14 protein-coding genes and 2 tRNA genes are annotated in these 16,718 nt (G+C 56.9%); 8 read left to right on the top strand and 8 right to left on the bottom strand.

Annotated features, from left to right (window positions below):
- Positions 1-79 precede the first annotated feature (79 nt).
- Positions 80-994 carry an AEC family transporter gene (locus WA411_RS08435; protein WP_291906890.1) on the top strand — a complete coding sequence of 305 codons (915 nt, stop codon included), beginning with the start codon at positions 80-82 and terminating at the stop codon, positions 992-994.
- Here the strand turns inward: WA411_RS08435 and WA411_RS08430 are convergent.
- The gene (locus tag WA411_RS08430; RefSeq protein ID WP_291906892.1) at positions 971-1,978 is read right to left on the bottom strand and encodes a zinc ABC transporter substrate-binding protein; all 1,008 of its coding nucleotides are present in this window, start codon (positions 1,976-1,978) and stop codon (positions 971-973) included. The genes WA411_RS08435 and WA411_RS08430 overlap by 24 nt on opposite strands.
- A gap of 187 nt (positions 1,979-2,165) precedes the next feature.
- On the opposite strand from WA411_RS08430, the gene gltX reads away from it, so the two are divergent.
- The 3 genes from gltX to WA411_RS08415 all read left to right on the top strand — a co-directional run bounded on the left by gltX (position 2,166) and on the right by WA411_RS08415 (position 3,922).
- Positions 2,166-3,650, top strand: a complete 1,485-nt coding sequence (gltX, locus tag WA411_RS08425; RefSeq protein WP_291906895.1) for a glutamate--tRNA ligase — start codon at positions 2,166-2,168, stop codon at positions 3,648-3,650.
- A gap of 113 nt (positions 3,651-3,763) precedes the next feature.
- Positions 3,764-3,839 (top strand) — tRNA-Ala (locus WA411_RS08420).
- Between the two features lie 7 nt (positions 3,840-3,846).
- Positions 3,847-3,922, top strand: a tRNA-Glu gene (locus WA411_RS08415).
- A gap of 123 nt (positions 3,923-4,045) precedes the next feature.
- Here WA411_RS08415 and WA411_RS08410 read toward each other — a convergent pair.
- On the bottom strand, positions 4,046-4,897 hold the full coding sequence (locus WA411_RS08410) for a 6-carboxytetrahydropterin synthase (RefSeq protein ID WP_069183258.1): 852 nt from the start codon (positions 4,895-4,897) through the stop codon (positions 4,046-4,048).
- A 21-nt stretch (positions 4,898-4,918) separates the two neighbouring features.
- Here WA411_RS08410 and WA411_RS08405 point away from each other — a divergent pair, with 21 nt between their 5' ends.
- On the top strand, positions 4,919-5,674 hold the full coding sequence (locus tag WA411_RS08405; RefSeq protein WP_291906899.1) for a nucleotidyltransferase family protein: 756 nt from the start codon (positions 4,919-4,921) through the stop codon (positions 5,672-5,674).
- Here the strand turns inward: WA411_RS08405 and WA411_RS08400 are convergent.
- The 3 genes from WA411_RS08400 to WA411_RS08390 form a co-directional block, all read right to left on the bottom strand.
- The gene (locus WA411_RS08400) at positions 5,634-6,728 is read right to left on the bottom strand and encodes a response regulator (protein WP_153633568.1); all 1,095 of its coding nucleotides are present in this window, start codon (positions 6,726-6,728) and stop codon (positions 5,634-5,636) included. The genes WA411_RS08405 and WA411_RS08400 overlap by 41 nt on opposite strands.
- Before the next feature lie 52 nt (positions 6,729-6,780).
- Complete coding sequence (locus WA411_RS08395) at positions 6,781-8,100, bottom strand: PEGA domain-containing protein (RefSeq protein ID WP_209396928.1); 1,320 nt, start codon at positions 8,098-8,100, stop codon at positions 6,781-6,783.
- A gap of 115 nt (positions 8,101-8,215) precedes the next feature.
- The gene (locus WA411_RS08390) at positions 8,216-8,677 is read right to left on the bottom strand and encodes a hypothetical protein (RefSeq protein ID WP_069183261.1); all 462 of its coding nucleotides are present in this window, start codon (positions 8,675-8,677) and stop codon (positions 8,216-8,218) included.
- Positions 8,678-8,776: 99 nt separating this feature from the next.
- Between WA411_RS08390 and WA411_RS08385 the strand changes: the two genes are divergently transcribed.
- A complete protein-coding gene (locus WA411_RS08385) occupies positions 8,777-11,701 on the top strand; it encodes an insulinase family protein (RefSeq protein ID WP_291906907.1) in 2,925 nt (974 codons plus the stop codon).
- A gap of 118 nt (positions 11,702-11,819) precedes the next feature.
- On the opposite strand, the gene ppsR is transcribed toward WA411_RS08385, so the two are convergent.
- Positions 11,820-12,635 carry a posphoenolpyruvate synthetase regulatory kinase/phosphorylase PpsR gene (ppsR, locus tag WA411_RS08380; RefSeq protein ID WP_069183263.1) on the bottom strand — a complete coding sequence of 272 codons (816 nt, stop codon included), beginning with the start codon at positions 12,633-12,635 and terminating at the stop codon, positions 11,820-11,822.
- Between the two features lie 206 nt (positions 12,636-12,841).
- Between ppsR and ppsA the strand changes: the two genes are divergently transcribed.
- On the top strand, positions 12,842-15,178 hold the full coding sequence (gene ppsA / locus WA411_RS08375; RefSeq protein WP_418766806.1) for a phosphoenolpyruvate synthase: 2,337 nt from the start codon (positions 12,842-12,844) through the stop codon (positions 15,176-15,178).
- A 30-nt stretch (positions 15,179-15,208) separates the two neighbouring features.
- Positions 15,209-15,688 carry a ribonuclease E activity regulator RraA gene (gene rraA, locus WA411_RS08370; protein ID WP_291906912.1) on the top strand — a complete coding sequence of 160 codons (480 nt, stop codon included), beginning with the start codon at positions 15,209-15,211 and terminating at the stop codon, positions 15,686-15,688.
- A gap of 51 nt (positions 15,689-15,739) precedes the next feature.
- On the opposite strand, the gene WA411_RS08365 is transcribed toward rraA, so the two are convergent.
- Both WA411_RS08365 and WA411_RS08360 read right to left on the bottom strand, forming a co-directional pair.
- Positions 15,740-16,030 carry a PilZ domain-containing protein gene (locus WA411_RS08365; protein WP_291906914.1) on the bottom strand — a complete coding sequence of 97 codons (291 nt, stop codon included), beginning with the start codon at positions 16,028-16,030 and terminating at the stop codon, positions 15,740-15,742.
- 4 nt (positions 16,031-16,034) lie between these two features.
- Positions 16,035-16,706, bottom strand: coding sequence for a TIGR04211 family SH3 domain-containing protein (locus WA411_RS08360; protein WP_069183267.1), 672 nt, complete (start codon positions 16,704-16,706; stop codon positions 16,035-16,037).
- Positions 16,707-16,718 lie beyond the last annotated feature (12 nt).

Raw genomic sequence — 16,718 nt, 5'->3', positions numbered from 1 at the left:
CTTCTGCTATGATTTCATGCTTCTTTAACTGTACTCCCATAAAACCCAAGTTAACAACCTTGCCCTGGAGTTTGAACGTATGCCCCTGATGGTGCAGGCTCTGCTGCCGGTATTTGTCCTGATCATGCTCGGGCATGTGTTCCGCCGCATTGACTTTCCCGGTGGCGATTTCTGGCCCCAGGCGGAGCGCTTTACCTACTATGTGTTGTTCCCGGCCATGCTTGTTTTCAAGCTGGGGCAGGCGCGGTTGCCGGCTTCCGCCTATGGCGATATTGCCTTGCTGATCGGGGTCATGCTGATCGCGATGACGTTGGTTCTGGCATTTGCTCAATGGTTCTGGCGCTGGTCCGGTCCGGTCTTCTCGTCGGTTTACCAGGGGGCTATCCGGTTCAATTCCTATGTGGGGCTGGCCGCTGGCGGCATGCTGCTGGGCGATCAGGGGCTGTCGCTGACGGCAATTGCAGTGGCCATCATGGTGCCGTTGCTAAATTTGCTCTGCATACTGATGTTTTCGCTGGTGGCCGCGGAAGGGCCGGTGAGATTGGTGCCGGTGTTTAAGGCGATTGTGACCAATCCATTGATCGTAGGCTCGGTGATTGGCGTGGTCTGGAGTTTCTTCGAAATCGGATTCCATCCGCTGATCGGCGGCGTTCTCGAGCCGCTCAGTAACCTGGCGTTGCCGATGGGGCTGATGACGGTCGGTGCCGGGCTTCAATTGAAAGCCCTGCGAGGTGCGTCCCTGCCATTTATTGTCGCGTCTACGTTGAAGCTGATCGGGTTTCCGATGATGACCGCCGGACTGGCAATGTTGCTAGGGCTCGAAGGAATGCTGGTGCAGGTGGCGGTTCTATTGGCAGCGCTCCCCACGGCCACCTCTGCCTACATCCTGGCGCGGCAACTGGGTGGTGATGCCCCCTTGATGGCGGGCATCATCAGTGGCCAGACCTTGCTGGCCATCGTCACCATTCCGTTAATGCTCAGTATCCTCTGGTAGGCAGTTGAGTACCGCGTCGACAATGCTGTGCTGGAAGTTGTTGTAGCCCTGGGCCGTTGCCTCGATATCGGTGGCAAGGGGGTCCCAGGTGCTGAAGGTGACGTTCAAATTCTCCGTGATCGAACGCCACCACTGCCGGTTAAACTGCGGTTCGGTCAGCAGGCATGGGTGGTTGGCGTTGCGTAGTTTTTCCTGCACCTCCGCGATATGCCGTGCCCCCGGCGACAGCTCCGGGTTCAGGGTCAGAACGCCCTCGAGTTTTAGTTCATAGTGTTCGGCAAACCGGGTAAAGGCGTCGTGATAGGCGAACAGGCTGATGTCGTGGGCCGGTGCAAGGCGGTCGCGAATATTGGCATCGGTTTCTCGAACGCTGGCTTTGAACAGCTCGAAATTCTCGTTTAACGCGCCAGCGTCAACACCTTCCAGTCTTGAGAGAGCATCGCGGACCGTCCCGGCCATTTCGATGGCCAGTTCGGGATCCAGCCAGATGTGCGGGTCTTCGCCGTCTCCGTGATCATGGCCGTGTCCATGTCCCTCGTTGTGGCGCTCTTCCTCCTTGGCCTCCTCTTTATGAGCATGGCCATGATGATCGTCGGCGTGGTCGTCGTGGGCGTCGTGGGCGTGTTCACCGTGGGTAACTTCTGCGGGTTCGTCTTCGGCATCCATGAGCGCGACCGTTCGACCACTGAATTCTTGCCCGGCCAGGAGGCGATTAAGGAAGGTTTCCATGTCGGGCCCGACCCAGAAAATCACGTCGGCGTTTTCCAGTGCCCGACGCTGGGATGGCTTCATGGTGTAGTTGTGGGGGCTGGAGCCAGGTGGAACCAGGGTGGTCGTCTGCATGTCGTCCGTTGCGATGGCGCTGACAATCAGTTCAACCGGTTTGATGGAGGTAACGATACGGGTCTCGGCTTGAAGTGCGCCGCTGATCAAAAGGGTGCCGGCACCGAGTGCCAGAGAAAGTGCTTTTCCGGGAACGCGCATGATAGATGAGATCCTGCAATGCCATTGTGTAATGTTATAATGTAACAAATTGGTGTGGGGTCGGCAAAAGAAACTTTCTACTGGCAGTCTATGGTGCGCCTGTTAACTTGCTGATCATGCGAAACCCGACGATGGCCGGTATAATGCCCGCTTTACAAAACGGCCACCGATTTTTCAGGAAGGTTTCATGACTGTACGTACCCGAATTGCTCCGTCACCTACGGGTGACCCTCACGTTGGTACCGCCTACGTGGCCCTGTTCAACCTGTGTTTTGCCCGTCAGCACGGCGGGCAGTTCATCCTGCGTATCGAAGATACTGACCAGGCCCGCAGTACTGCGGAGTCCGAGCAGGACATTCTAAAGGCGCTTCGCTGGCTTGGTCTGAACTGGGACGAAGGCCCCGATGTCGGTGGTCCTCACGGCCCCTATCGCCAGTCCGAGCGCAAGCACTCCTACCGCCAGTATGCCGAGGACCTGGTCACGGCCGGGCATGCGTTTTACTGCTTCCGCACACCGGAAGAGCTTGAAGCCATTCGGGAAGAGCGCAAGGCTCAGGGCTTGAATCCGGGCATCAAGGGCGATCTGGAGTTGCCTGAGGATGAAGTGAAGCGCCGCCTTGATGCAGGCGATCCATATGTGATTCGCATGAAAGTGCCCGATGAGGGCGTCTGCGAGATCGACGACATGCTTCGGGGCACCATTGAGATCGACTGGGCTCAGGTGGACTGCCAGATTCTGCTCAAGTCCGACGGCATGCCCACCTATCACCTGGCGAATGTGGTTGATGATCACCTGATGGAAATCACCCATGTTTTGCGTGGAGAGGAGTGGATCAACTCGGCGCCCAAACACAAGCTGTTGTACCAGTATTTTGGCTGGGAGATGCCGGTGCTCTGTCACCTGCCGCTGTTGCGTAATCCGGACAAGAGCAAGCTGTCCAAACGCAAGAACCCCACCAGCATCAACTTCTATGAGCGAATGGGCTTTCTTCCAGAGGCTGTGACCAATTACCTGGGGCGTATGGGCTGGTCAATGCCGGACGAGCGGGAAAAGTTCACCCTGGACGAGATGATCGAGAATTTCGACATCCAGCGTGTGTCCCTTGGTGGCCCGGTGTTCGATGTGGAGAAACTTCGCTGGCTGAACGGCCAGTGGCTGCGTGAAGAGCTGACCGAAGAGCAGTTCATGGAGCGCATGCGCCAGTGGTGGTTCAACGAGGATGCCCTGCGTGCTCTGGTGCCCCACATCAAGGGCAGGGCAGAGGTATTTTCGGATGTGGCGCCCATGGCCCAGTTTATGTTCTCCGGTATGCTCAACCTGAAGCCGGAAGACTTTGCCCACAACAAACTGGAGGAAGCTCAGATCAAGCGGGTTCTGCAGTTTACATTGTGGAAGCTTGAAGCCCAGCGCCATTGGGGCAAGGAAACCATCTTCGCGGACATCAAGGCCCTGGCCAAGGCCATGGAGCTGAAGATGGGTGATTTCATGTTCTCTATCTTTGTGGCGGTGGCTGGTACGCCGAACTCCTGGTCCGTGATGGATTCCATGGCGCTTCTGGGCCCGGACATGACCCGTTCAAGGCTTCGGCATGCGCTGGAAGTTATGGGTGGCTTTTCCAAGAAAGAAACAAAGAAAGTGGAAAAGGAATACGCGGCTCTGGGTATTCATTGACCGCTTTGGTGAATTAATAAACGGCTCGAACAGGGATGTTCAGAAAACTGAAAAAAAGTGTGATTCAGAGGTTGACGCCCATAGGGCGGATCCTTAATATACGCAGCCGTTGAGGGGCCATAGCTCAGCTGGGAGAGCGCAACACTGGCAGTGTTGAGGTCGGCGGTTCGATCCCGCCTGGCTCCACCAATTTCTAGTCCCCTTCGTCTAGTGGCCTAGGACTCCGCCCTTTCACGGCGGCAACAGGGGTTCGAACCCCCTAGGGGACGCCAATTAGGCTTTTCGGTTTAGTCCACCGGAAAGCCATCAAAAAAACCGCCTTCGGGCGGTTTTTTTGTGCCTGTAAACCAGGAATCAGTAGAAAAGTTCTTCTGATCCCGTTTTCAGGACTTCAATCAACGCTCCGCAATGGCCCCTTTGCCAACACCTTCATAGGCCTTCACCCGGATGGTGTCTGTCGCAAACTCCACCTTGAGCTTGTCTGCCATGTGGGCGGCAATCAGCTCTACCGTCGTGTCGGTATCCAGCATGTACACGCGCTCCTCTGGCAGGGTCAGCGCAAACTCGCCCTGGTTGGCTTCGTATTCGAAGGTCACATAGCGAACGCCGTCTTCACCCACATGCCGACGCACCACATCTTCTTCTGAACCCACGTAGATGTCGCGCCAGAGTTTCGCCCAGCGGCGTTCCAGGTCGTAATCGCGATGCCCGTTACGGTCGATACGGATCGGCGAGCGGTGACCGTGGGCGATGCGCTGGCAGTTGCCCAGGTGTTTCTTCAGGCCGTGCACGTAGTGATAGTAGGCGCCGTCGATTTCTTCTTCCCGGAGGTTGATCTCCACGGAAATTACATTGGCGGGAAGCACCGCCTTGATTTCCTGTTCCAGCAGCGAGGCAACAGCTGATGGCACAACCCGGTCGGCGGACAGCCAGACGATGGCTTCGTCCGGCGACCGGTGAGTGATCTGGCTGCCATCGGTCAGCGACCAGTTGAAGGTGTCTGGCTCTTCCTCGTTCCATGACAATCCGTGGTAACCTCGGGGAATGACCAGGCGATGGTCCACTCGCTCATCAATGACCCGCTTGATGGTGCGTTTTACGTTGCTGAAGTCGAACACCATACCCTGTTCGTCCAGCTCCCCGCCAAGCACCACATCCGCAATCCAGCTTTCACCCACCAACCCCCGGGTCGGGTCGAGGTAAGCGAAATCGATAACGGTCAGGTTGTCTACAAACAGATGGTTCATCAAATTTCCAGGCGGGTATGATTGATTGATGGCGGAATTCTAGCAAAAATCATCGAATACAGCAGTCTGGCGGATTCCCCGGGCTCCATTTCTTACTGTACGGGTTTCATCATCTTAAACTTCGACAAGCTCAACGATCAGCAATTCCCGGTACTGGTACTGGCTGCCGGTGCCTCCAGCCGCCTTGGCCGGCCCAAAGCCCTGTTGCCTCTGGGCCCCCGGGATCCGGAGGTAACCGATTCCCGCAACCGTATTCTCCTGGATGCAGCCATTGGCCAGGGCCGAGTATTGAGCCCGGACGTCCGGGTTGTGTGCGGTGCCTGGTACCCCTTGATCCGCTTTCGTTGCCGACGCCAACCATCGTTATGGCTGAGAACGCCGGATTGGCAGCATGGGATTTCAGCGTCGCTGTCTGCAGGGCTTCGAAGCCTGGGGCCCGCTGCGAAAGGGGCTTTCGTTCTGGTGGCGGACCAACCGTTATTGGATCTGAATGCCCTTGAGGCTTTTGGCAAGGCCGCGCGCTATGTGCCGGATCAGCCGATTGCCGCAGATTATGGGGGGAGGCCGGGCGTGCCTGCCTACCTTCCACGCTGGCTCTGGCCTCTGGTGCTTGATCTGGAGGGGGATAAGGGCGCTGGGCAGCTGCTGGCAGAGATGCGGGCCACCCGGGTCGATATTCCGGGGGTCCACGACGATGTGGACACCCCGGCAGACTGGCGCAGAATCCGGGCGCTGCTTAGCCGAAAAGGCCTGACAGCCAGGCAATCCCGACGCTGAAGATCCCGAGGCTTACGGCAAGACCAATGGTGTAGACTCGAGAGGCTGCAGAACGCTGTTGGGCAACGAACAGATCGATTGTCCGCTGGGCGATGTCTTCAGCGGTTTCCCGGGAAATTTCATGGGCCTGCTGAATGGCCTCGGATTGAAGGGTCTGCCAGAACTCGGTATCGATCGTCTGAACGCTGGTGATGTGATCTTTTAGCTCAGCCATATGATCGCTGGTAAAGCCGGAATTCTTTTTCAGCTCCTTCTTGAGAACTGCCAGCTCGCTGCCGAGGTTGAGATTGACTTCGGCGGCGACGTCGTCGCGCAGGCTTCTGGTTCGCTCCTCGACCATTTCAGTCACTGCGTTCAGGCGCTCCTCGATAGCCGCGTCCTGCTTGCTGCGAGACTCGTCCAGCGCGCGCTTCAGGTGGTCGAACTGTTCATCAAAGAGCGAGCTGAGCAGTTCATGCAGCCGATTGTTGATGTGGGTTTTGACCGCAGAACGGGCAATCTGCTCGATAAGCTCGCTGGTCAGGGGAACCACGTTGGCCTGAGGGTTGCCACGACCGGCGGAATCGCCTGTTTTGGGAGACAGTTCCACCGAAGCATCCGCCGGGACGTTCAGTAATTCATCCTCGTCGACGTAGGCGGACGCTGATTCAGTGGGCGGTTCTGGCAGGGTTCCCCCTGTGACATCGCTGGCCAGTTGGTCCAGAACTTCTTTGAGTCCTTCGGTTTGTGGCGGCTTGGTCAGGATGTTGTAGACACCAAAGTTTCGCGCCTCTTCCATAAACGAGGACGATTTCTTGGATGTGCACATGATGATGGGAATGCTGGCGGTCTCCGGATTGCCCTTGATGGCCTTGGTGGCCTCAACGCCATTCATTCCGGGCATCAGATGGTCCATGAAGATGACATCCGGGCGGCCATGGCTGTTGAGGAAATCCAGGGCCTCTTCGGCCGAGCCAGCCATGTTGACTTCCATATCGCGACTCTCCAACAGTTTGCTCAGGGCAAATCGTGCCACCTTGGAGTCATCTACCAGCAGAGCGTTTTTGATCGCCATGTCACTACCTCAATCGTTTACTGCAAACGCGTTTGTTATCGGGCTGCCGGGATTACCAGCCTTCCAGTTTCGGGCACTCTGTGGCCCGGTAGCTCTTGTCCCGATAACAGACACCGGGTTCAGTGGTTCGGGCAGTGAAAATCTCCCCTGCCGCCGTGGTCAGGCGCACCTGTCCGTAAGGCTCGCCATGACGGAAAGTGGCTTCGATTGAACTGCCGTTGGGGTTTTTCAGCAAACCCCTGCCATGAAACTTCCCTTCGATGTACTGACCTTCGTATTTCTTGCCACTGGCGAAGACCTCGGTTCCTGTGCCGTGGAAAGCGCCGTTGGAAAATTCGCCTTCGTAGTGCCTTCCATCGGGGTAGGTCAGTGTGCCACTGCCATGAAATTCGTTGTTCCGGAATCCGCCCACATAGAGCATGCCGTCCGCAGTAGTCAGGGAACCGTGGCCATTGAGTTGCCCGTCCTGCCAGTGTCCGGTCAGTATGTCTCCGTTTGCCAATGTCAGGGTGCCTTTGCCATTGAACTGGTCGGTCCGGAATTCGCCGGAGTACCTGGACCCGTCAGCGCTGCGCCATTCGCCTTCGCCCTCGCGTTGTCCGGCAGCCCAGTCTCCCTCGTAGCGGCTGCCGTCTGGATACCAGGCAGTGCCCTGGCCGTGGAATTCACCGTCCACAAAGTGGCCTTCGTAGCGCAGGCCGTCCGCATCCTGATAGGTGCCGTCACCGGTTTTCACACCGCCGACCCAGGTCCCGTCCCGGAAATTTACCGTGGTAAAGGCTTCCAGTTCGCCCACCAGGGTCATCTCGTTGCCGGCTTCAAGGGCCACGGTGCGATTCCAGGGCTTGAAGCCTGGCTTGCTGATAGTGACCTCATACCGGCCCGGATCCAGCTCCAGGTCCAGGCGAGTGGCGCCGTATTGCTTTCCGTTTATCGTCACCTGATCGCCGACCACATTTGAGCGGAGCACCAGCAGAGCCTGTGTTGGTCGCTCTGGCTGCTGTTGTTTTGCCGGTTTTTCCCGAGTTGCCTTGGCTGTATCAGTCCGGGTTGCCATGGCTGCCGGCGATTCAGCCATTGCCAGAACCTCCGGATTCTCAGGCATGGGCGGAATGGTGAACGGGGTGGCGTCGACCACGGGCGTGTTGGATTGCTGGGGAGCTGGCTCCGGTAGGGGGGACGCAATGGCAGCAGGTTCAGGCGGCGCGCTGATCTCCGATTCATCAGGGCCGGATGTGATCACCTGCTCGACGGCAGGTGGCTCGAAGGTTTCCGTCATTCGAAGGTCATCCCGCACGGATGCGAACCCGGCGGTAACCAACAGCATAAGTGCCAGGGCATTTATGAACAGAAGCGGTCTGAAATCGACCATGACGGAACCTCGTGATCCTGCATTCTTGGAATTCTGTCTACCGCTTCATCTTACCCAGTGACTGCAACACTATGTAACAGAAAGTGTCCGGCAGTTACCGAGAATGCAGGCCAAATCACACTTTATCCGGAAGCTGATCATGGTTGAGTTGTTCCCATGATCTCATGTACACGTCGGCTTCGTATTCATAGGGTGATTTGAAGGGGGTCAGCACGAAGTCAAATACCAGGAAGAAGAACCCGATGGAGGCCCAGGCGATGACCAGTGTACTGATGGTGGTCGCTTGCACCTCTGGATTGGAATCAACGAAATCCTGCAACAGTGGGATCAGATCTGAAGCCAGCACAACGGGATTGAAGCTGGCCATCACAAATGGAACCCAGAAAGCGATAAAAACCGGGAAAAATCCAAAAGACCAGAGCAGGCGACGCAGCAGGTATATGGCAACTTCCCGCCAGAAGCGCTGTCTGATTTCCGGTACCTTCCGGATCCGGTCAAGGTAATTTCGTCGTTCTGCCCAATAAGCGGCGACTTCCGGAGCGTCAACTGCCTTTGTCTGAGGAGCGGGAGTTGTCATGGACGGCGAGGTACCCTTTAGCTACTGGAGTGATGCATGATAAGCGATACTACGTGTTACCCTACAATTCTCCAATTGTTTAAAGACAGGATAGTTTGAATGGCTGCAGTGATCGACAACGCAACCCATCCGGCCTTTGAGAAGCTTCGCAGTCACCGGATCGACACGCTCAACCTTGAGGTTGAGGAGTATCGTCACAGGAAAACCGGCGCCCGGCACCTGCACCTGGCCGCAGATAACGGCGAGAACGTATTTTTCGTGGCGCTTCGAACCTTCCCGATGGATTCCACCGGCGTTGCTCACATTCTCGAGCATACCGCGCTTTGCGGCAGTGAGCGTTTTCCGGTTCGCGACCCATTCTTCATGATGATCCGGCGGTCGCTGAACACCTTCATGAATGCCTTTACCAGCAGCGACTGGACTGCCTATCCGTTCGCCAGCATGAACCGGAAAGACTTCGACAATCTGCTGTCGGTCTACCTCGATTGCGTGTTTTTCTCCAAGCTTGACCCACTGGATTTTGCCCAGGAGGGTCACCGCCTGGAATTCGACAAACCCGAGGATCCCTCGACCGATCTGGTCTATCGGGGCGTTGTCTACAACGAGATGAAAGGCGCGATGAGTTCGCCGACCTCCCAGCTGTGGCAGAACCTGAGCAGCCATCTGTTCCCGACCACGACCTATCACTACAACAGTGGTGGTGAGCCGGACCACATCGTTGACCTCAGTTACGACGACCTGCTTCAGTTCTATCGCCATCATTACCACCCCAGCAATGCGATATTTGCCACGTACGGCAATATCCCGGCCCATGAGCATCATGAAAAGTTTGAAGAGCTGGCACTGAAACGTTTTGACCGACTGGATATTGATCTGCCGGTCCGCGACGAGAAGCGCATGTTTGCGCCCGTTCGTGTGGAGCAGGGCTACGCCGTGAACGAGGGTGAGGGTACCGACAACAAGACCCACATCGTGGTGGGGTGGCTTCTGGGCCACAGCTTTGATCTTCAGGAGAACCTGGAGGGGCAGCTGTTGTCCGCCGTTCTGCTTGAAAACAGTGCCTCGCCGCTGATGCGGGCCCTGGAAACCACAGATCTGGGGCATGCACCGTCGCCCATGTGCGGGCTGGAAGATTCCAACCGTGAGATGACCTTTGTCTGCGGCATCGAAGGCAGCGAACCCGACAAGCACAAGGATCTGGAAGCGCTGCTCGAATCCACGCTTCTGAAGGTGGTGGAGGAGGGCGTCAGCGAGGAACGTCTCGAGGCCATCCTGCATCAGCTCGAACTGCACCAGCGGGAAATCGCTGGTGACCAGTTCCCATACGGACTGCAACTGATCATGAGCGCCATCGCACCCATGGTGCACGGTGGTGATCCTGTCGAACTGCTTGACCTGGAGCCGGTGCTGGCAACGCTCCGGGAGAAAATTCGGGATCCGCAGTATGTGCCAAACCTGATCCGCCGCAAGCTACTGGAGAACCCACACCGGGTCACTTTGACCCTGCGACCGGACGAAAAGCTCGAGTCCCGCCGGCAGGAGGCTATCCGTGAAGCCCTGGCCCGTCGCAAGGCCGAGCTGACCGACGAAGAAGTCCGGATGATCGTGGATCGGGCCAAGGCTCTGGAAGAGCGCCAGATGCACAAGGATGACGATTCCATCCTGCCAAAAGTGGATCTGTCCGACGTGCCCCTGCAGATGCCAGAGCCGGAAGGGCGTTATGACGGCGATATCTCGGCGACGGTTTATGCCCGTGGCACCAACGGTCTGGTATACGAACAGATTATTGTCCCGGTTCCGGCTCTGACAGAAGAAGAGCTTCTGCTGGTGCCTTATTACACCACCCTGATTTCCGAAGTGGGCTGTGGTGATCTGGACTACCTGCAGATGCAGGATCGTATTTCTGCGGAATCCGGTGGTATCGGGGCGGCGTTCAGCGCCAAAGGCCGTATTGATGATGTTCAGGACTTGTCCGGATACATCATCTTTAATGGCAAGGCGCTGGCCCGTAACCGCAGTGAGTTGACCCGTCTTCTGCGGGATGTCTACACCAGCGCCCGCTTTGACGAGAAAGAACGGATCCGGGAAATTATTGCCCAGATTCGGGCTCGTCGAGAGCAGGCGGTGACCGGCAGTGGTCATGCGCTGGCCATGGGCGCGGCGTCTCAGGGCATGAGCCCGGGAGCCTGGCTGTCTTTCCGGCTCGGTGGTCTTGCCGGTATTCGCGGTACCAAGCAGCTGGATCAGGCCCTGAAGGATCCGGAGGAGCTGGCGGCTCTGTGTGACGGACTGTCTGCGTTGCATGAGAAAATTCGCAACCAGGGGCGTGAGTTCCTGGTGATCGGTGAGGACGAGCAGCTTCCGGCGATGGTTGATGACCTGAAGTCCTGCTGGCGCGATGCTTCCGAAGCAGCCGTTTCTGACTGGAAAATGGAGTCGGTCAATTACACCACCCGCGAGGCGTGGCTGACCTCTACCCAGGTCAACTTCTGTTCCAAAGCCTACAGCACGGTAGCGGTGGACCATCCGGATGCGGCGGCACTGACCGTGCTTGGTGGTTTCCTGCGCAACGGTTATTTACACCGTGCCATCCGTGAAAAGGGCGGTGCTTACGGTGGTGGCGCTGGCCAGGACAGCGTGAATGGTACCTTCCGGTTCTTCTCCTACCGGGATCCGCGCCTGGAGGAAACGTTGGACGATTTCGATGCCGCCCTGGCGTGGTTGCAGGACAACGACCATGATTATCAGGAGCTTGAAGAGTCGATTCTTGGTGTGATTGGCCAACTCGACAGGCCCCGGTCCCCGGCCGGTGCAGCTCGGCATGCTTTCCACAACAAGCTGTTTGGCCGCACCCTGGAACAGCGGGCGAGGTTCCGGGAGCGAGTGCTGTCGGTCACACTGGATGACCTGAAGCGCGTCGCCAGAACCTGGCTGGTGCCCGAAAAAGCCAGTACCGCAGTGGTAACCAGCCCGGAGAATCGGGCCAGGGCCGAGAAACTTGGGTTGGCTATCGAAGAACTCTAGAGCCCGGCTTCACAAAAAGGCGCTATGAAAAAGGGGTCAGATGAAATGTTCATCTGACCTCTTTTCACATCTGACCCCTTTTCAGTTACCCGGTCATTTCCCTGGCGCCCTGCGATGTTTAGCGGTGTCTTTTCAGCCCGGTTGTTACCATGATTCGGGTGGAGATTTCCTCTACGGAATAGGCCGTGGTGTTCAAGTAGGGAATCCGCTCACGCTTGTACATCAACTCGATTTCCTCGATTTCGTGCATGCACTGCTTGATGGAGGAGTAGCGGGAGTTTGGCCGGCGCTCGTTGCGTATGGTCGCCAGGCGTTCCGGATCAATGGTCAGCCCAAAGATCTTCTCTTTATGAGGCTTGAGTGCTTTGGGGATCTGTTGGTCTGCCAGATCTTCTTCCGTAATCGGATAGTTTGCCGCCTTCACGCCATATTGCAGGGCCAGATAGAGGCAGGTGGGTGTTTTCCCGCTACGAGAGGCACCCACGAGTATCAGATCGGCTTCATCGTAATGCCGCGTGCGTGCGCCATCGTCATTATCCAGAGCAAAGTTGACCGCATTGATCCTGCGCTCGTAGCTCCCCTCGTTATTGATGGCATGGGATTTACCCACGGTATATGAGGAAGAGGACTGCAACTCTTCCTCCATGGGTTTGAGAAAGGTCCCGAAAATATCCACCATGAAGCCTTCGGCTGTGGCGATGATTTCCCGGATATCGCTATTTACAATGGTGTCGAACACCAGCGGGCGTGCGCCATCGGTCTCGGCCGCCTTGTTGATCCGTTTGACCATTTCCCGGGCTTTTTCTTCGTCCGCAATATAGGGAACGGTGACCCGTTCGAATTCGATTTTTTCGAATTGGGCCAGAAGGCTGTGCCCCAGTGCTTCGGCTGTCAGGCCGGTGCCATCAGAAATGAAAAAAGCAGTGCGTTTCATGCTGTATCGTCCGGTTCCATGGTTCCTTGATTCCTGGCCTGGTGGCCTAGGTAATTTCCGCAGGTTACAGTATCATACACGCCAAGTTCGAGACTCCGCAGTGGATATTGCCTACTTTTACCGCTGGCCCGATTTTGCTCTTAGCTTCACAGACTCAAGGGAGACATGCTTTGGAAGATTACATTATCTGGTTTGATCACCTGGGAATGTCCGATGTCGATCGGGTAGGCGGCAAGAACGCCTCACTCGGCGAAATGATCAGTAATCTCGCCAACGCAGGTGTTACCGTTCCGGGTGGTTTTGCCACTACAGCGCACGCCTATCGCGAATTTCTCGCCACGGACGGATTGAAGGAGCGGATCGACAATGCTCTGGACGCTCTGGATATCAATGACGTAAACGAGCTGGCCCGGGTAGGTGCGCAGATTCGCCAGTGGATCATCGAGACACCATTCCCGGACGTTCTGGAAAATGCCCTGAAGGAGTCGTTCGCCGCCCTGCAGCATGGCAATGAACACATGGCGGTTGCGGTTCGCTCCTCTGCCACCGCGGAAGACCTGCCGGACGCGTCGTTCGCCGGTCAGCAGGAAACCTTCCTTAACGTGGTGGGCCTGGAGCAGGTTCGCACCTCGGTGAAGGAAGTTTTCGCGTCGCTGTTTAATGACCGCGCTATTTCCTACCGCGTACATCACGGTTTCGACCACAAAATGGTCGCGCTTTCAGCTGGCATCCAGAAAATGGTGCGCAGTGAAACGGCAGCCAGTGGCGTGATGTTTACCCTCGACACCGAATCCGGCTTCCGCGACGTGGTGTTCGTGACCGCTTCCTACGGCCTGGGTGAGACGGTCGTTCAGGGCGCTGTGAACCCGGATGAATTCTACGTACACAAGCCGACACTGGAAGCGGACCGTCCGGCTGTGCTTCGCCGCAATCTGGGCAGCAAAGCCATCAAGATGGTCTACCACACCAAGCCCGGCGAGGGAGAATTCGTTGAAACCGTCAAGGTGGAGCAGGAAGAGCGCAACCGCTTCTGCATCACCGATGCCGAGGTGGAAGACCTGGCGCGCCAGGCGATGATCATCGAGAAGCACTACCAGCGTCCGATGGACATCGAGTGGGCCAAAGATGGGGACGACGGCAAGATCTATATCGTTCAGGCCCGCCCTGAGACGGTGAAAAGTCGTGCCTCCGCCAACGTAATGGAGCGTTATCTCCTCAAAGAGACCGGCAAGGTTCTGGTCGAAGGCCGGAGTATCGGCCACAAGATTGGTAGCGGTCCCGTGAAGATCATTACCAGCATCAAGGAAATGGATCGTGTTCAGGCCGGCGATGTGCTGGTCACCGACATGACCGACCCGGATTGGGAGCCGGTCATGAAACGGGCCTCCGCCATCGTGACTGATCGTGGTGGTCGTACCTGCCACGCGGCGATCATTGCCCGCGAGCTTGGCATTCCTGCCGTGGTCGGTTGCGGCGATGCCACCGAGTTGTTGACCGATGGGCAGGAAGTCACTGTTTCCTGCGCCGAAGGTGATACCGGTATGATCTATGAGGGTGCACTGGACTTCGAGCTGCGGGAAAACACCGTGGACTCCATGCCCAACATACCGTTCAAGATCATGATGAACGTGGGCAACCCGGACCGGGCCTTTGATTTCCAGGCGCTGCCGAATGAGGGCGTCGGCCTGGCACGGCTGGAGTTCATCATCAACCGTATGATCGGCGTTCACCCCAAGGCACTGCTGAACTTCGACGGGCTGCCGCGGGATATCAAGCAGACGGTCGAGAAGCGCATCTCCGGCTACAGTTCCCCGGTGGATTTCTATGTCGATAAACTGGTGGAAGGCATCTCCACACTGGCCGCTGCGTTCGCGCCCAAGAAGGTGATCGTGCGTCTGTCGGATTTCAAATCCAACGAGTATGCCAATCTGATTGGCGGCACCCTTTACGAGCCAGACGAAGAAAACCCGATGCTCGGGTTCCGGGGCGCCTCCCGGTACATCTCTGACACTTTCCGGGACTGCTTTGAGCTGGAATGCCGCGCCCTGAAGAAAGTGCGCAACGAGATGGGCCTGACCAACGTGGAAGTCATGGTTCCGTTTGTTCGTACGGTGGGTGAAGCAGAGCAGGTTGTGAATCTGCTGGCGGAGAACGGACTCAAGCGCGGTGACAACGGCCTGCGAGTGATTATGATGTGCGAGCTGCCGGCCAACGCGCTGTTGGCGGATCAGTTCCTTGAGCACTTTGACGGCTTCTCTATCGGCTCCAATGACCTGACCCAGCTGACACTGGGCCTGGACAGGGACTCGGGCATCATCGCCCACCTGTTTGATGAGCGTAACGATGCGGTCAAGGCCCTGTTGTCCAACGCGATTCAGGCCTGTAAGAAAGCCGGCAAGTACATTGGTATCTGCGGGCAGGGCCCATCGGATCATCCGGATCTTGCCAAATGGTTAATGGATCAGGGCATTGATACGGTGTCACTGAACCCGGATTCGGTGCTGGATACCTGGTTCTTCCTGGCCGACGAAAAAATCGACTGAGTTTATTTCCAGGATAAGGAGAGCGACAACGTGACGACGATAATTACCCCGGACCTGTGCGACGAATTTCCGGAAGTGCAGGTTGTAGAGCCCGGTTTCAACAACTATGGCGGCAACAAGGCCTTTGGCGGTGAGATTGTCACCGTGAAGTGCTTCGAAGATAACTCCGTGGTGAAAGAGCAGGTTGGCCAACCCGGAAACGGTCGTGTGATGGTGGTGGACGGTGGCGCTTCAAAGCGTCACGCACTGCTGGGTGACATGCTGGCAGAGAAAGCGGCGAGCAACGGGTGGGCCGGTCTTATTATCTATGGTTGCGTGCGCGACGTGGACGAGATTGGCAACACCGCCCTGGGTGTTCAGGCCCTTGGCACCCATCCCAGAAAGAGTGAGAAGCGTGGCCTGGGAGACCTGAATGTTCCGGTCACTTTCCACGGCGTTACCTTCCACCCCGGGCAGTATGTCTATGCTGACAACAACGGTATTATCGTCTCGGAAAAGCCTCTGGTTTGAGGCTTTTGCTGGCACAGACAAAAACGGCGGCCAATGGCCGCCGTTTTTCGTTCAGCGAGTAACTTCGCTGATGTTGGTTCCCAGCAGGAATCCGTCGCCTTCCACCTCGCAGCGAATTACTTCACAAACCGCCTCCAGTGGCGGGAATTGATCACTGCTGGGATGTAGAACCGTCTGGAGCTCCTCTCCCACGGCTACTTCCCGATCAACGTAAAGCTGCATGCCGGTGGCGCTCAGGTCTCGACACACCCCCTTGAAGCTATTGCCCTGGCTATCGGTAATCTCAATCTCCGAGTTTACCTGCATACGGTGAAAATCGCGTTTTTCCGAATAGTCTTTCATGGCATCAGGCCCAGTTGTCGGTTTTTCTTGTCGGTTTCAGCATGGGGATGATCAGTGCCAGCAGCACACCACCAAGAACCAGGCCGGCGCCCAGCAACATGAAGTCGTATTCCTTGCTGGCTTCAAGACGTTCGTTTTCGGCCGTCAGAACCTCAAGATCGTTGCGAATCTTCTGGTTTTCTTCACGGAGCTCGCGATTGCGACGTTCCAGGTTAATGGAATCTGCGGCGATACTCTTGATCCGCTGGAGCTCTTCCTGGAGTTCCTGTGACCGGTCGGAAAGGGAGGCCTCGGAGCTTTCCAGAGCGTTACGTTCATTGACGACGTTGGACAACTGCTCCTTTACCTGGGCCAACTCAGCGCGCGTTTCTTCCAGCTGGCGATTGGCTGTCCGAAGGCGGTCTGCCGCGATAGGCGTTTCGCTCAGGTACTGGCTGGAAACCCAGCCCTCAGTGCCCTTGGGCGTGCGAACAAGTGTATACCCGGAATCGGACGCCTCGATCACTTCCAGCGGTGTGCCGCTGGGAACCGCGTTCTCGATGATCCGGAACTGGGAGCCCGCGCCGGATCTCACCGGAAGATACAACTGGTCGTCCACCCAGACAGTTTTGGCCTGGGCAACGGCAATGGACGACACTGCGAACAAGACACTGATGGCGAGACGAAAAAGCGTCACTGGTTACGTTCC

It is taken from the genome of Marinobacter sp. CH_CUG1437-1 (assembly GCF_037029655.1).
GTDB lineage: Bacteria > Pseudomonadota > Gammaproteobacteria > Pseudomonadales > Oleiphilaceae > Marinobacter > Marinobacter salsuginis.
Note: the sequence above shows the minus strand (reverse complement) of the source record. Positions and strands in the feature narration are given on the sequence as shown.

Coding starts and splice junctions, on each gene's coding strand:
- WA411_RS08435 (WP_291906890.1), top strand. CDS start 80: ATGCCCCTGATGGTGCAGGCTCTGCTGCCGGTATTTGTCCTGATCATG.
- WA411_RS08430 (WP_291906892.1), bottom strand. CDS start 1,978: ATGCGCGTTCCCGGAAAAGCACTTTCTCTGGCACTCGGTGCCGGCACC.
- gltX (WP_291906895.1), top strand. CDS start 2,166: ATGACTGTACGTACCCGAATTGCTCCGTCACCTACGGGTGACCCTCAC.
- WA411_RS08410 (WP_069183258.1), bottom strand. CDS start 4,897: ATGAACCATCTGTTTGTAGACAACCTGACCGTTATCGATTTCGCTTAC.
- WA411_RS08400 (WP_153633568.1), bottom strand. CDS start 6,728: ATGGCGATCAAAAACGCTCTGCTGGTAGATGACTCCAAGGTGGCACGA.
- WA411_RS08395 (WP_209396928.1), bottom strand. CDS start 8,100: ATGGTCGATTTCAGACCGCTTCTGTTCATAAATGCCCTGGCACTTATG.
- WA411_RS08390 (WP_069183261.1), bottom strand. CDS start 8,677: ATGACAACTCCCGCTCCTCAGACAAAGGCAGTTGACGCTCCGGAAGTC.
- WA411_RS08385 (WP_291906907.1), top strand. CDS start 8,777: ATGGCTGCAGTGATCGACAACGCAACCCATCCGGCCTTTGAGAAGCTT.
- ppsR (WP_069183263.1), bottom strand. CDS start 12,635: ATGAAACGCACTGCTTTTTTCATTTCTGATGGCACCGGCCTGACAGCC.
- ppsA (WP_418766806.1), top strand. CDS start 12,842: ATGTCCGATGTCGATCGGGTAGGCGGCAAGAACGCCTCACTCGGCGAA.
- WA411_RS08365 (WP_291906914.1), bottom strand. CDS start 16,030: ATGAAAGACTATTCGGAAAAACGCGATTTTCACCGTATGCAGGTAAAC.